Genomic DNA, 14603 nt, shown 5'->3' on the forward strand with positions numbered 1-14603 from the left:
ATAATGTTGACATTATCAACCATTTGCCAGATAAGGACAGACGATGACATCACATCGCTACAAGATCACCGTAGAAAAACTGGATGACCCCGATGCACCGACGGCGGCCCCACCAGCCCCGCTGCAGTTCGAGGCCGGCAGTCACGACGACATCTTTGTGGTGGCTGAGCGCCTTCGTGCGCACCAAGCCATCGATCCGCAAGAAGCGGCCCGAATGGCCGTCGGGATCAAGTTGTTTGGTGGCTTGCTGCTGGAAAAGCGAACCCAATCACCGTTCAAGGAACTGTTCCCCGCTTTTGGCGACTTCATGAAGCAGCTGAAAAAGGGTGTGAAGTGATCAGTGCTTGGGGTAGTGCGTGATGTGCCGAATCGATCGGTACAGCGGCGACAGCCGGTCGTACATCCTCAGGTAAACCTCTTTGTAGAGCCTGTCGTACAGATGAGCGGTGGCATCGTCAGGTTCAAACCGCGTGCCTCGGTGTGACATGGCCGATACAGCTGTTGCATGATCGGGGTAAGAGCCTGAGCCCACGGCGGCATTGATGGCCGCACCCAGACCAGACGCTTCGTAGGTGTGAATGCGCTCGGCCGGCAGGCCGAAAATATTGGCCGTGATCTGCATGATGCGATCACTTTGTGAGCCACCGCCGGCCACGCGCAACGCGGTGATGGTTTGGCCGTTGCGCTTCTGAAGCTGGTCTTTGCCATGTCTCAGGGCATAGGCCAAACCTTCGATGATTGAGCGATACAGGTGCGCGCGGGTGTGCACATCACCAAACCCGATGACCGCGCCCTTGGCCTCAGGCCCTGGGAATTTCACGCCGGGGTTCCAGAATGGTTGCAGCACCAGTCCCATCGATCCTGGTGGTGAGGCGTCCAGCAACTCATCAAACAGCAACTCGGGGGCAATGCCCCGCTCTTCGGCCTGACGCACTTCGTGTGCTGCAAATTCGCGTTTGAACCAGTTCACCATCCAGTAGCCACGCTGCACGATGATTTCGGAGTTGTACGCGTGGGGTACCGCAGCGGGGTAGGCCGGCAAGAAGGGCATGGGCTCGACATACTTCGCATTGCCCGTGTTGATGGTGGCTGTGGTGCCATAGCTGATGCAGGCCACATCAGGGCGGATACCGCCGCAGGCCAGTACCTCGCAAGCCTTGTCGGCACCGGCGGCGTAGAGGGGCAGGCCTTCGGGGATGCCGGTGTGCGCGGCGGCGCTCGCCGAGATGCGTCCCAGCGTTTGAGCTGCTTGCACCAGTGGCGGTAATTGCTCGGGCCGTACCGTCAGCGCTTTCCACTTCAGGTCGCCGGGGCGTGCCCAGGCTTGGCGTTTGTGATCAAACGGCACATAGCCCACTTGTGAGGACACGGCATCCTGCAACTGGCCGGTGAGCAGATGGCTCAAATACGCAGAGAGCTGCACAAAGTGACGCGTGCGCTGCCAGTCTTGAGGAAAGTCGGCCGCGAGCCAATTGCACTCGGCTTTGGAACGCAGTTGATACAGCATGTGTGACATGCCGGCAGCCGCGGCACCCCATTGCATCCAGAACGGCAGAGGCGGATAGCGGTCGGTGCGACGTGAGTCCAGCCAGATCGTGGCGGGGCGAACGGGCTGCAGGTCTTCGTCCAGGCAGATCATGGTGGCGCGCTGGCACGTCAGGGCCGCGGCGACCACGCGGTCGCGCAAGGTTGGGTGCTGTTGCCACAGGCCTTGGCAGGCCCGTCCCAGGTGGTGCCAGAAATAGTCGCCGTTTTGTTCGGCCCAGTTGGGCTGCTTCGAAAAGTAGGGCGTGATGTGTTGCTGTGCCTTGGCCACCAATTGACCGTGCTTGCTAAACAGCATGGCGCGCACACTTTGCGTGCCTTGATCGATTGCCAGGAAGAGCGGTTCGTCAGCCATGATGCCTCCTCTCTGTCTTGGCATGCACAGGTGGCCGGTAGTGATGCATCAGGATGTCCTGATAGCGCTGCCATTCTTGTTGCCATGTGGCATCGTGCCAGCCAAGCCAGCGTGCGCAGGCTTCTCGAACGGTGCTCAGTTGCGCGGGGCTCAGAGCGCCTTGCACATTGCCAACGCGCAGGCGTCGAAGCAACAGGTCATCCAGGTGCGCCACCATTTCGTGTTGCAGCGCCCAGTCCACGTGCGCTGCAAATTGCGCGCCGTGGGCAGTTGCCCGCAACGGGTGGTTGAGCCCGAGCGGCACGGTCACCTCATGGTTGAAGCAACGCTGGACGCGATCAACATGGGCTCGTTGATGGCTGCGTCGGTCGAGCAATCCGGCGGCCAACAGTGCATCAAGCGCAATTTGCCTGAAGGTGGTGAGCTTGCCGCCTGAGACCGAGATCACGCCATCGTGTTGCCACACCAGGTGGTCTCGACGTTCCTTGGAGGGATCGCGACCTCTGCCTGAGGCAATGATGGGTCTCACGCCGGCCATGGTGCTCAGCACGTCTGCGGTGTTCAGCGATGTGGCGGGCATCTCATGGCGAACGACTTCCAACAGGTAATCGATCTCTGCCTCGGTGGCCGTGGGCTCGACCAGGTCAGGGGCATGGTGATCCAGATCGGTGGTGCCGATGCAGGTCTGGCCTTTCCAGGGGAAGACAAACACAGGACGCTGGTCTCGCGGGTGCAGGAACGTCAGGCATGCCGACACGGGGAGCCTGGCGTGTGCGACGAACAGGTGTGTGCCACGCTGAGGGCGCACCACGGGCGGTGTGCCGGACAGCTGATCGGCCCACAAGCCCGTGGCGTTGAACACATGTCGCGCAGCGATGGCGGTGGCGCGACCGTCTACCTCGTCGTGTACCGACAGGGTGTGCAGCCCACCGGGGTGTGCACGATGGATTGATCGCACGGCGGTGTAGTTGCGCGCCTGCGCCCCTTCCAGGCAGGCTTCCTGCAGAACCCGGATCACCAGTCGGCTGTCATCGGTGAGGGCATCTGTGTAGCGCATGGCACCCAGCAAACCGTCTGGCTGCAGTTGAGGGTAGTGCGCCAGCAACGCTCGTCGAGGAACCCACTGATGGTCTCGGATGCCCGCGAGCCAGTCATACAGCTTGAGCACCAGGGTCAGCGGCCAGCGGCCCGGAAACTGGCCAGCCCGAACGGCAAACAGATAGGGCATGCGGACGACCAGATCTGGCAATTCGTCGAGCAGGCGCTCGCGTTCCTGCAGTGCGTGGCGGGTCAATCGAAGATCGCCTTGAGCGATGTAGCGCAGGCCACCATGAACCATTTTCGAGGAGCGACTGGAAGTGCCCCAGGCAAAGTCCTTTTGTTCCAGCAGCAAGGCCCGATGCCCCCGTCGTGCGGCTTCGAGCAGGATGCCCGCGCCGGTGATGCCGCCACCAATCACCACCACATCCCAAGGCTGATCTTGCCCTAGCGCCGACAGTGGGGGGCGTTGTGCCAGCAAGGTCGATGCGCGAGCCTCAATCATGAAAGTGCCCCAGGCAGCCCTTGTTGAGCAATTCATCCTGATCAAAGTAGCGCAGCACCTGCCCCACGGCCGCCATGCCGAGCGGGCCCTTTTCGGCGGGTAGCCAGGGCGCATGATCCCGGCCTACGCCGTGCTGGTGACTGATGGTGCCCCCCATTTGAACCACGGCATCCGATGCCGCGGACTTCATGGCCTGCCAACGCGCTTGTGTGGCCTCGTAGGTGTCCGAGTTGCGGAAGAAGTAGGTCGTGTAGATGCTGGAGCCCTGCGTGTACATGTGCGACAAATGGGTGAACACGTGGGCGCGTTCACCTTCTCCGCAATGACGCTGAATGGCTTGCTCGATGGCATGCGTGGTCTCGGTCACCTTGGACCAGTTCACCGCCGTTTCCAGGGTGTCCACCGAGTAACCGTGCTCCCAGAAGCCGTGCCGCAGGTGCGGTGAGCGGAAGCGGGCATGCTCCCAGCGCTTGCCCATGAAGGTGCCGGTGTACAGCGCCCCGCCCGCACGAACCCGGCGCTTGATCTCGCCAATCAGGTAGCGAGCGTGTCGCTGACTGCCCGTCACGCCCATGGTGATCATGCATTTGCCGTCCGGGCACCCTCTGAGGGCTGTGTAGCGATGCAGCAGCTTGGCTTGCCACGCATCGGCGCCGAGGACCAGATGGGTACGCGTTTCTTCCGGGTTGGACAGCCGCAGCATCGACAACGGCAATTTTTCCTGAACCATGTTTCGGACCAGTTCCAGCGCGGTGTCCCAGTTCGGGGCAAAGGCTACGTGGAAAGACTCATGCTCGGGCAGGCGCTGCACCCGCACGTCTACTTCGGTGATGACGCCCATGCGACCTTCGGTGCCCATGAAGATCTCGCGCAGGTCGGGGCCCGCGGATGACGCAGGCACGCTGGGGATGTTGAGCGTGCCGCGCAGGGTTTCAATGCGCCCGCCCGCAAACAACTGCTCGATGCGACCGTAGCGCATGGATTGCTGGCCCGACGAGCGACTGGCGACCCAACCACCCAAGGTGGACAACTCGAACGACTGAGGAAAATGCCCCAGTACGTAGCCGCGCTCGGCCAGTTGCCGCTCGATCTCGGGCCCCGGGGTGCCCGCGCCCAGGCGGGCGATCTGGCTCACCGGGTCGAGGGCCAGCAGCTTGTTCATGCGCGCCAGCGACAGTGTCAGGATCGGACGCTCCAACGCCTGCGGCGTGATGTGACCGGCTACCGAGGTGCCGCCGCCGTATGGGATGACGATCACGCCCTGAGCCTGCGCCCACTGTAGCAACTCGCGAACCTGGTCCGAGTGAATGGGTTGGGCCACCCCATCCGGGAAGGCGCCAAAGTGTCCAGACCGCATCGCATACCAGTCCGGCAGGCTTTGTCCGCGCGCATGACGGATGCGTGTCTCGGGGTCCTGAGCCACCAAGGGGTGCGCCGGTAGGCGGCTGGGCGGAACGGAGGCCATCACATCAGACAGTGTGGCATCGGGCAAGAGTCGGCCAGCCCCCAGCAGGCTCTGAATATGAGCCAAACCAGACGGTCGAAGCGGAAAGTGGTGTGCCTCATCTCCCCAGCCGTTCCATCGTCTTGCCATGTCTGCATCCTCTCAATTCATCGCGAACGAGTTGAATCCTAGGCAGGCGGGCGTGCGGCGTATTGACAAAACGTGCCATCTTGGTGGCGGCGTAGAACGCTGCTGGAACAGCGGCATACTTCGGTATGCCCCGTATAAAGTCTCCAGAAGCCACCCGGTCCCAGCCAGCGCAGATGCATGTTGTGGGGTTGGGCGCGTCGGCAGGTGGCCTGGATGCCTTACAGGCCTTTCTGCGCGCGATTCCTCCTGATAGCGGAATGGCGTATGTGGTGGTACAGCACATGGCGGCCCACCATGCAACGATGTTGGGCGTGCTGTTGCAGCGTGTGACCACCATGCCAGTCCAGGCGGCCACGCAATCGCAGCCTTTGGCTCCTGATCATGTCTATGTGATTGAGCCTGGCTGTGAACTCACGGTCCGTCAGGGCCAGCTTCATGTGGATCCGCCATCCTTGTCCGAAGGCGTTCACCTGCCCATCGATGCGCTGTTCCAATCCATGGCAGCAGATCTGGGAGCGTTCGCCGTGGGGGTGGTGCTGTCGGGCATGGGGGGCGATGGTACCGAGGGCTTGCGTGCCATCAAGATGTGCGGGGGCCTGACGCTGGCGCAGTTGCCAGAGTCGGCCCAGTTCGATGCCATGCCCCGGCGTGCCATCGAGTCCGCCTGTGTCGATGTTGTCGATGTGCCAGCGGAGATGCCGGCCCGCATCCTTCAATCCATTCGCGCCACCCTTCATCCCGCCAAGGTGTCGGTCCTGGCGCAGGACGCGGCCTTGGCCGTCATCCTTTCGCTGGTGCGAGAGCACTGCAAGCACGATCTCTCGTTGTACAAAGCCAGTACCCTGATTCGCCGGATCGAGAGGCGTTTGGCGGTGCATGGCTTGGCCTCGTTGGATGCCTATGCTGCGTTCCTGAGACAGAATGCGCAAGAACTCGACATCTTGTTTGCGGAGATGCTCATCGGGGTCACGAGCTTCTTTCGTGATCCGCCGCTGTGGAAGTCACTCCAAGACAAGGTGCTGCCTGATCTGATCGCACGGCGGGGGCATGATGCGCCGTTGCGTGCATGGATCGTGGGCTGCTCGACTGGGGAAGAAGCGTATTCGCTGGCCATGGTGTTTCAGGAGGTCAAAGAGGCCTTGCCGGATGCGGCAGCCTGTACCTTGCAGATATTCGCCACGGACTTGAACGCCGAGGCCATTTCGGTGGCGCGCAAAGGCATCTATCCGCTCAAAGCAGTCGAGCAACTGTCGGCGTCCCGTGTGGCACGGTTCTTCACGCAACAGGACGGCTGTGTTCAGATTGATCAGCGTATCCGTGACATGGTGCTGTTCGCTCAGCATGATGTGAGCCTGGATCCGCCCTTTACCAAGCTGGATCTGCTGTCTTGCCGGAATGTGCTGATTTACTTCAACAGTGAGTTGCAACAGCGGCTGATGCCGCTGTTCCATTACAGTCTGCGTCCCGGGGGCGTGCTGGTGCTGGGCAACTCTGAAACTGTGGGGCGCTCGAAAGACCTCTTCATGCCCCAATCTCCCAAAACCGGGGTGTATCTGCGTGGTGATCATGTCTTGCATGCTGGGGCTGTGGACTTCCCCGTCAACCGACATGCGCTGGCGCGTCGCCATCCTCAGGAGCACATTGTGTCCAACCCTCCCAAGCCGCATCTGACCAACCTGCAGTCTTTGGCCGATCAGTTGCTGTTGCAGACGCTGTCTCCCCCTGCGGTGCTGGTCAACCAGAGCGGAGACATCCTCTACATCAACGGGCGCACCGGCAAGTATCTGGAACCTGCGGCGGGCAAGGCCAACTGGAACATCCACGTCATGGCCCGACCGGAAATCCGGACCCAGTTGGCGGTGGCCATCCGGCAAACGCTGCATGAAGGCTTGCCGGTGGAGGTGCGGGGGCTGAAGCTGGAGGGCGATGCCCGCCACACCCTTCACATCACGGTCATGGCAGTTCGTGAGCCCAAGGCCCTCGAAGGATCCGTGATGGTCGTGTTCAAGGAACAGTTGGCGCCCCGTCGATCCAGATTGGGCAAGGCGGCGATGACCGATGGTGAGGATCCAGCCATCGCCAATGAGCTGGCGCGCGCCCGCGAAGAGATTCAGGCACTTCGACAGGAGATGCAAGCGTCCAAAGAGGAGTTGCAGGCCGCCAATGAAGCGTTGCAGTCTATCAATGAAGAGCTGCAGTCGGCCAACGAGGAGCTGACCACCTCCAAGGAGGAGGCGCAGTCCATGAACGAAGAGATGCAGACCATCAATGGCGAGTTGCAAGCCAAGCTGGATGACCTCGCGCTGGCGCAGAGCGACATGCAGAACCTGCTCAACAGCACCAACATCGCGACACTCTTTCTGGACAGTCAGCTCAATGTGCGCCGCTTCACGGAGCAGACCACGCACATTTTTCATCTCAGAGAGGGTGACATTGGCCGTCCCCTGACAGATCTGGCCAACACGCTGATCTACCCGGATCTTTATCAGGATGCCAAGGACACTGTGCGGACCTTGATCGCATGCGAGAAAGAAATTTCGACCCGGGATGGTCGGTGGTTCTCTGTGCGCATCATGCCCTACCGAACACTGACCAACATGATCCAGGGGGCGGTGCTGACATTCGTGGACATCACCGTTTCCAAAACGGTGGAGTCCCATCGGCGGAGTGACTGAGCAGTCGTTCGTATTCAAGACTGACGACGCGATAGCACTCGCAACTACGTGCCAGCAAGCTGTCACGATCCAGGACCTGTATGCGTCCTCTGGCGTAGCGGATGATGCCTGCACGCTGGAGTCTGAGGGCCGCATCGGTGACACCTTCTCTGCGAACACCCAGCATGTTGGCAATGATCTCCTGTGTCAGGAGGATGTCGTCTGGTCCTGTGCGGTCCATGACCATCAGGAGCCAGCGGCACAGTTGCTTTTCCAGTGTGTGTAGGCGATTGCACACGGCCGTCTGAGCCATCTGTGTCATGTAGGCTTGTGTGTAGCGAAGCAGGAGCAGTGTGACGGGCGAGGATCGAGAGAACTCTCGCATCAGGGTGTCGGTGCGCATCCGAAAGCCTGTGCCAGCCTTGAGCATGCGGGCCTGACCGAGATTGGTTCGTCCGCCCAGGATGGCGGCTGTACCGATGACCCCTTCTCGGCCAATGAGGGCCAGTTCCGAGGTGTCGCCATCCTGGGTGATGTAGCGCTTGGCGACGATGCCGCTGGTGAGAAAGTACGCATGCGTTAATGCATGGCCTGATTCATATAAGACCAACCCTTTGGGCAGGTCCAGACGTTCCAGGTGACTCGCCCAGCGTGCCTTGTCTTCTTCAGACAGGGCGTCGATGAGTCGGTTGCTGAGTTGATTTGCTGAGCCGACCATCGCACATCCAGTTCGGATCTTTCGGAAGGGCAGGATATCTGCTCCAGATACAAGAACGCAAGGGGTTGCCATGTGCGTGCGCTAACGCACAGACCGGACTTGGGTTGGAGGCTACCGTGAGCAATTGCGCCGGAATTCTCGTAGGAGCGAGTCATGACCGAGAGGGCCAACAAGCTGATCTATCTGGGCGATCTGCGCCGCCGTGCCCAAGCCAAGCTGGAGGCAGGCGGTCAGCAGTCCAGTATGGCTGACAGTGCATCCAGGGCACTGGGGGTGGTGCATCAGCTGGCTTTGTCGGCCAGCACGGCGCAGCATGCGCTCGCACTTTTGCATGAGTTGCAGGTGCACCAGGTCGAGATCGAGATGCAGTCGGACGAGCTGAGGGCGGCCCTGGCTCGCACCGAGTCTTTGTTAGCGCAGCAGCGCCAATGTCATGATCACTTGCCGGTTGCGTGTTGCACGGTGGATGAGGGATCGAGAATCATCGACATCAATCACACTGGGGCAGTATGGCTTGGCGGGACCCGAGAGACCTTGATCGGGCAGGCATTAATGACCTTCCTGTCGCCAGACAGTCAAACGATTTTGGGGGCGCAATGGCATGCGCTTGCGGTCGATGGCCACGGGTCGACGTGTGAGGTGACCCTGTTGCCACAAGGGGCGCTTGCCCGCCACGTGTTGAGCGTCATCAGCAAGGTGCCTTCCGACGAGGCTCGCTTCAATGTGGTCATGATGGCGCGACCGATCCGTTCTGGCGAGTAGGTCGTCCAGCTTGTCACTGGCGTCCCGAGCCGTTGGCGGCATGCCCATTGCCAGTGTGCGGGTCGGCGTAGAACGCGTATCCGGTGTGTTCGCGCTTGGCTTGATACATGGCCATGTCCGCTGCGCGAAGCAACATGTCGCTGGTCTGACCACACTGCGGGAAGCGAGCGATGCCGATGCTGGGTGGTACGCTGATGAACAGGTCGCCCAGCTTGACTGGGGAAGACACGGAGTCATACATCTTGCATGCGAGGCTGCTCAGTTGCGCGTGATCGCCCGCATCCAGCAGAAGGCATGCAAACTCGTCTCCGCCCAATCGTCCCACCATGTCCTCTGAGCGGACCGCGCGCATCAGGCGTGCTGCCACCACGCCGAGCAACTCATCACCCACGGCATGACCGTGGGTGTCATTGACGGCCTTGAACCCATCCAGATCAATGAAGAAGACGGCCAGCGAGGCGCCAGTTAGCGTGGCGTGAGTCAGTGCTTGCGTCAGCCTCTGGCAAAAGTAATGCCGATTGGGCAGCGCCGTCAGGCTGTCATGCAGAGCCTGATGGCGTGCCCTCGACTCGTCGGCCCGGCTGCCATCCAGTTCTGCGCGAAGCTGGTCAAAGTCTGTCCGCGCCTCAAAGGCTTTGATCTCGAGTTGCTGGCGTCGGGCGTGCTCGTGCTCCAGCGCACGCTGAAGTTGATCCAGCGCGGGCTCACAGGACTCCACCATCTTGGAGATCCAGTCCTGCACCTCGGTGTCCCACTGAGGATGCTGCCCTGCATCCTTTGCCGTACGCAGTCTGCATTTCACGGAATGGATCAAGCTCATCCAATCTGAATGTGGGTGAGGCGTTGACCAGCCGTTGCCCGTCACGGCACTCAGGCCTGACCACGTTGAGGGGGCAGAGAGGACGCGAGGCGGCTCTTTCGATCTGCCGTCATCCGGGTTGAGCATAAGCATCATCCTCATGAGTCATGGGGACCGTGCGCTGAGGCTCAGCGCTCCCTGTGTGTGAATGGGTTATATGCGAGCAGTGTGAGAGGGGTGACGTTTGCCGACTGTCTGCTATCGCACATAAGCACAAGATGTATGGGTGGGGGCTAGCTGGCCTGCTCACGCGGGAGCAGGCGGTCATACTCTTTTTTGACGACGCCATAGCATTCGCAGGTGCGTGCCTCGAGGCCGGCCCGACTGTGCACAACGATGTGCCCACGGGCGTAGCTGATCAGTCCCAGTTTTTGGAGTTTGATGGCGGCCTCGGTGACGCCTTCTCTGCGGACCCCCAGCATGTTGGCAATCAACTCTTGCGTCATCGAGAGTTCGTTGCTGCTCAGCCGGTCCAGGCTGAGCAGGAGCCAGCGGCACAACTGCTTCTCCAGAGAATGGTGCCGGTTGCAGACTGCTGTCTGAGCCATTTGCGTGATCAGGGCCTGCGTGTAGCGCAACAGCACGTGCATGATCGCGCCCCCGTGGTCGAAGGCCGCCTTGAGGTCGGGCGCTTTGAGCCTGTAGCCATATCCTGCACTCTGGACCACGGCTCGGCTGGGTGTCGAGTCGCCCCCCATGAAAAGGGAGATGCCGACGATGCCCTCGTGTCCGACCACGGCGATTTCGGCGGATGCACCGTCTTCCATGACGTAGAGCAGCGAGACGATCGACGTGCAAGGAAAGTAAACGTATTTCTGCGTGCTACCGGATTCATAGATGACTTGCCCCAGAGGCATCTCCACGTACTCGAGGTGATGCTGGATGCTCATCCAATCCGGTTCAGGCAACACGGACAGTAGTCCGTTTTTCAGAGGGTCCGGATTGACCGCCATCCATTTCCTCCTGTATGGGTTCGCCATGAGCGCACCACCACTATAGACAGCGACATCGTATCGGTATGTTCGCCATCGCACAGACATTTATCAGGGATTGATGAGGGCTGTGCACAGCCCCCTCAGTCGCAGGAGCGGGTTGTGTGCGCTACAGCACAGACCATGGAGAGGGGCAAGACCATATTGCCCTTCACAGAGGACGCATCACCATGGATGCGGATGCAAAAACAGTTACCGGGGAGCATACACATGAACTATTCACCCACGTCCATGGCGGGGGGGCGGCAGGCCCCATTTTCGCGGATGGAGTCTCTGCGACACGGATTTCTGGAGTGCCTGGAGATGATTGAGCAGCATCAGGAAATGTCGCTGCCATCAGGTTTCATCGCGGACTATCAGGCGCTGGGGTGGATCGAGATCAAGGATGGTGTGGTTCAGATCACGGACATGGGGATGAGCATCGTCCGGTTCATGAAGAAGCGGTCCCACAACGGAGGTCGCGCATGACTGCCATGCCTAGCATGATGTCTCAACAATCATTCCTGGATTGGGATGAACTTGCGTTGCAGCCTCAGCGGTTTTGCAGACACTCGCTGCAGCTTCGGTATGGCCGTGGCGGGGATGTGGACCTGCTCTCTGTCCAGCAGTGCGCAGCGCAAGTATTGGCGTCGACCGAACAGGACAGTGTTGCCTGGTACGCACGCTTCTTGTCCGCGCAGCAGCAAGGCTTTATTCCATCAGGGCGCGTGCTGTCCGGTGTCCTGGATACCTTGCATCAGACAGCGATCAGCTGCTTTGTTCTGCCCGTGTGCCGGGACAGCGGCGGGGATGGACATGCCACGGCAGGTCTGGAGATGGCGCTTACCGACGCAGTGCTGACCATGGGCGCAGGTGCTCGGGTTGGCTATGACTTTTCATCGATTGATCCGAGTCATCACGGGAGTGAGCTGGAGGAGACCGAGGTCGGGGGTGTCGTGCGGGTATTGCGGCAGTTCGCACAGGTCAGTCGGCTGATGGGGGCGCAGGGGCGCGAGGCACAGATGGCAATGTTGAGGTGTGATCATCCTGACATTGAGGCTTTCTTGCTCGAGCGTGTGTATGGCGGGCGCGGTGGCTTCAGATCAGCTATTGGTGTCAGCGATGCCTTCATGCATGCGGTGCAGGCTGGGATGGATATTGATTTGACGCCCCCGCGGGCTCGCAACGGAACGGATTGGGGGCGTCGCGATGCGCGGGCATTGTGGGCCAGTATCTTGCTATGTGCCTATGAGCGCGCAGAGCCAGGGTTGTGCTTTGTCGATCGGATGCGCGCGCATGACAATTTGTCTTACTGCGAGTCAATCTCGGCGAGCAGCCCATTGGGTGAACAGCCCTTGCCGCCGTATGGCGGCGGGTGTCTTGGCTCGATTGACTTGACACGCTGTGTGTTGAATCCCTTCACGTCGGAGGCTGAATGGGATGTGCCACGCTTGCGCAGCCTGGTTCCGGTCGCAGTTCGGATGCTGGACAACGTGCTGGATCTGACGCTGTGGCCATTGGAGGCGCAACGTCAGGAGGCCATGCATACGCGCAGAATCGGATTGGGCGTGACGGGCCTGGCGGACGCATTGGTCATGTTGGGGCTGCGTTACGGTTCGGTGGCATCGTGCCAATCTGCTGCCGGCGTGGTGTCACTCATTCGAGATTTGGCTTATGGCGCATCCTGTGCGCTCGCCAAAGAGAAGGGGGCCTTTGCGGCGCTGGATGTGTCCGCGTATTTGGCTGAGCCACACGCGGCATCTCGTCTGCCTGAGTCTCTGAAAGATGAGATTCGGCGGTCGGGTTTGCGCAATTCGCATTTGATGGCCATTGCGCCGGCCCGCTCCATCAGCGTGGCCTGTGCCGACAACACCAGCCCCGGGATCTCGCCCCCTGATCAGTTGGAGGGGATGCAGTACCTGACCTCAGAAGATGGCTCGCAGGGGGCCTATCAGTTGATCAACCATGTCCTGCGTCTGCTGCGGCAGCTACCGCTGTCGCAGTCAGGCAGATACTTGCGACTACTGGAACAGTCCCAAGAGGTAGAGCCAGAAGAGCAACTGGTCATGGTGGGCGCCTTGACGCCCTTTGTGGACGGCGGCATCGCCAAGACCTTGACGATCGGGCCTGCGGTCAGCTTCCAGCGATTCCAGGCCTTGGCGTGGCAAGCTTGGTCGTCGGGGCTCAAGAGCGTTCACTTTGGGGCGTCGGCCCCTGCTTAGCGACGTGGCATCAGCGTGGCGGCGACCTTGAGGCGATCACGAAGGACGTCCAGCGGGGACAGACCGCTGCCCGTGAGTTGGCGCGTGATGGCGGCCTTCAGAGGTGGCAGGTGTTTGGACACGCGCAGAATGGCGCCGCGTACCAGGTGCGCGGCCGGCAGATCGTTGGTGAACAATTTGACGATGGCGTTGGTACCCAGGTAGATGGGCAGCGTGACGCGTTGGTGCTCGCTGGCGTAGGTCTGCAAGGCACGGCTGTCGCCCAGATCCCGGCCAGACTGGCGTGCGGCCACGAGTTCGCGCGTCAGCGTTTCGATGCCATACAGGCCAAAGTTGTAGCCGTGCGCTGTCACCGGGTGCATGCCGACAGCGGCGTCGCCAATCAAGGCGAAGCGATCTGCCCAGAAGCGTTGGGCATAGACAGCCACCAACGGGTAAGCATGGCGCTGTCCGGCGGTGCGCATGTCACCCAGGCGATGACCGAATTCGCTGTCCACGGCTTGGGCAAAGGCCTCATCGCTCAATTGCATGATGGCTTCGGCGCCGTCGGTGCTGACGGTCCACACGGCTGAGGCTTGTCGGCCTGCCATCGGCAGAATCGCCAAGGTGTGGCCATGGAGGAAACACTCGTGGGCAATGCCATCGTGGTCGTGCTCATGTGCCATGCGGCAAACGATGGCCGTTCGCCCAAAGTCGAGCATGCGGGCGCCGATGCCGGCCATCTTGCGCACGGTCGAGAAGCGGCTGTCGGCAGCCACGACCAGGGGGGCGCTCAGCTGACTGCCGTCTGCCAGGGTGACCGTGGCACGGTCGGTGGTGCGATGCATGGCCGTCACGCGGGCATCGCCTTGCAGAGTGATCCAGTCGGCGCGTGCCATGGCGCCGGCGTAGCAGGCTTCACGGATGCGGTGATTGGGGACCAGCCAGCCCAAGGCCTCATGCCCTTCATCCTGGGCATCAAAGGGCAACACCAGAGGTGAGTTGCCGCTGGTGACCTGCGCCTTTTTGAGGGGGGCCACTTCGTCTGCAGGCAGGCGGTTCCACAGGCCCAGCACACTCAGCACGCGGCGGGCACGGTGGGTCAGGGCGATGTCGCGGCCATCTTCGGGGGGATGCGCCAGGCTGGACAGGGGAGCTTGCTCCAGCACCCGCGTGCGGATGCCAGCATCCGCCAACGAGCAAGCCAGGGCCAGACCGGCCGGGCCCGCGCCCACGATCAGAACATCGGTGTCCATTGACGCATTCATGACAAACCTTCTTGTATGACAAATCCCCGCCAGCAGGCGGGTGCGTCATCCTAGGGGGAGCGTCGTTTGGCGTCCTTGATCCGGGTCAGCTTGTTTTGATCCTGTGTGCCCTCACCTTCGCCCCCAGCGTGCA

The 14603-nt window shown here is 61.0% G+C and carries 12 protein-coding genes; 5 read left to right on the top strand and 7 right to left on the bottom strand.

The window, feature by feature from the left end; translation table 11 throughout:
* Positions 1-43 precede the first annotated feature (43 nt).
* The gene (locus ACOYNB_RS01320) at positions 44-337 is read left to right on the top strand and encodes a DUF3861 domain-containing protein (RefSeq protein ID WP_422837307.1); all 294 of its coding nucleotides are present in this window, start codon (positions 44-46) and stop codon (positions 335-337) included.
* Here ACOYNB_RS01320 and ACOYNB_RS01325 read toward each other — a convergent pair whose 3' ends face one another.
* Genes ACOYNB_RS01325 through ACOYNB_RS01335 form a run of 3 tightly spaced genes read right to left on the bottom strand, consistent with a single transcriptional unit; the run spans position 338 to position 5037 of the window.
* Positions 338-1900, bottom strand: a complete 1563-nt coding sequence (locus ACOYNB_RS01325; RefSeq protein WP_422837308.1) for an FGGY-family carbohydrate kinase — start codon at positions 1898-1900, stop codon at positions 338-340.
* Positions 1893-3443 (bottom strand): glycerol-3-phosphate dehydrogenase/oxidase, encoded by a 1551-nt coding sequence (locus tag ACOYNB_RS01330; RefSeq protein WP_422837309.1) that lies wholly within the window; start codon positions 3441-3443, stop codon positions 1893-1895. Before ACOYNB_RS01330 ends, ACOYNB_RS01325 begins: the two co-directional genes overlap by 8 nt.
* Positions 3436-5037 (bottom strand): FAD-binding oxidoreductase, encoded by a 1602-nt coding sequence (locus tag ACOYNB_RS01335; protein ID WP_422837310.1) that lies wholly within the window; start codon positions 5035-5037, stop codon positions 3436-3438. The genes ACOYNB_RS01330 and ACOYNB_RS01335 overlap by 8 nt, the downstream gene beginning before the upstream one ends.
* Before the next feature lie 173 nt (positions 5038-5210).
* Between ACOYNB_RS01335 and ACOYNB_RS01340 the strand changes: the two genes are divergently transcribed.
* On the top strand, positions 5211-7712 hold the full coding sequence (locus ACOYNB_RS01340) for a CheR family methyltransferase (protein WP_422837311.1): 2502 nt from the start codon (positions 5211-5213) through the stop codon (positions 7710-7712).
* On the opposite strand, the gene ACOYNB_RS01345 is transcribed toward ACOYNB_RS01340, so the two are convergent.
* Positions 7669-8409 (bottom strand): Crp/Fnr family transcriptional regulator, encoded by a 741-nt coding sequence (locus ACOYNB_RS01345; RefSeq protein WP_422837312.1) that lies wholly within the window; start codon positions 8407-8409, stop codon positions 7669-7671. The two genes, ACOYNB_RS01340 and ACOYNB_RS01345, sit on opposite strands and share 44 nt — an antisense overlap.
* 153 nt (positions 8410-8562) lie before the next feature.
* On the opposite strand from ACOYNB_RS01345, the gene ACOYNB_RS01350 reads away from it, so the two are divergent.
* Entirely contained in the window at positions 8563-9171 is a 609-nt protein-coding gene (locus ACOYNB_RS01350) for a PAS domain-containing protein (RefSeq protein ID WP_422837313.1), read from the top strand.
* Positions 9172-9184: 13 nt separating this feature from the next.
* Here the strand turns inward: ACOYNB_RS01350 and ACOYNB_RS01355 are convergent, their stop codons facing one another.
* Both ACOYNB_RS01355 and ACOYNB_RS01360 read right to left on the bottom strand, forming a co-directional pair.
* Positions 9185-9991, bottom strand: a complete 807-nt coding sequence (locus ACOYNB_RS01355) for a diguanylate cyclase domain-containing protein (protein WP_422837315.1) — start codon at positions 9989-9991, stop codon at positions 9185-9187.
* 272 nt (positions 9992-10263) lie between these two features.
* On the bottom strand, positions 10264-10983 hold the full coding sequence (locus tag ACOYNB_RS01360) for a Crp/Fnr family transcriptional regulator (protein ID WP_422837316.1): 720 nt from the start codon (positions 10981-10983) through the stop codon (positions 10264-10266).
* Positions 10984-11232: 249 nt separating this feature from the next.
* On the opposite strand from ACOYNB_RS01360, the gene ACOYNB_RS01365 reads away from it, so the two are divergent.
* Together ACOYNB_RS01365 and ACOYNB_RS01370 are read left to right on the top strand one after the other, a co-directional pair.
* Complete coding sequence (locus tag ACOYNB_RS01365) at positions 11233-11490, top strand: hypothetical protein (RefSeq protein WP_422837317.1); 258 nt, start codon at positions 11233-11235, stop codon at positions 11488-11490.
* The gene (locus ACOYNB_RS01370; protein WP_422837318.1) at positions 11487-13223 is read left to right on the top strand and encodes a ribonucleoside-diphosphate reductase, adenosylcobalamin-dependent; all 1737 of its coding nucleotides are present in this window, start codon (positions 11487-11489) and stop codon (positions 13221-13223) included. The genes ACOYNB_RS01365 and ACOYNB_RS01370 overlap by 4 nt, the downstream gene beginning before the upstream one ends.
* On the opposite strand, the gene ubiM is transcribed toward ACOYNB_RS01370, so the two are convergent.
* The gene (gene ubiM, locus ACOYNB_RS01375; protein WP_422837319.1) at positions 13220-14470 is read right to left on the bottom strand and encodes a 5-demethoxyubiquinol-8 5-hydroxylase UbiM; all 1251 of its coding nucleotides are present in this window, start codon (positions 14468-14470) and stop codon (positions 13220-13222) included. The genes ACOYNB_RS01370 and ubiM overlap by 4 nt on opposite strands.
* Positions 14471-14603: the final 133 nt, after the last annotated feature.

The organism is Aquabacterium sp. (genome assembly GCF_049317225.1).
GTDB lineage: Bacteria > Pseudomonadota > Gammaproteobacteria > Burkholderiales > Burkholderiaceae_C > Aquabacterium.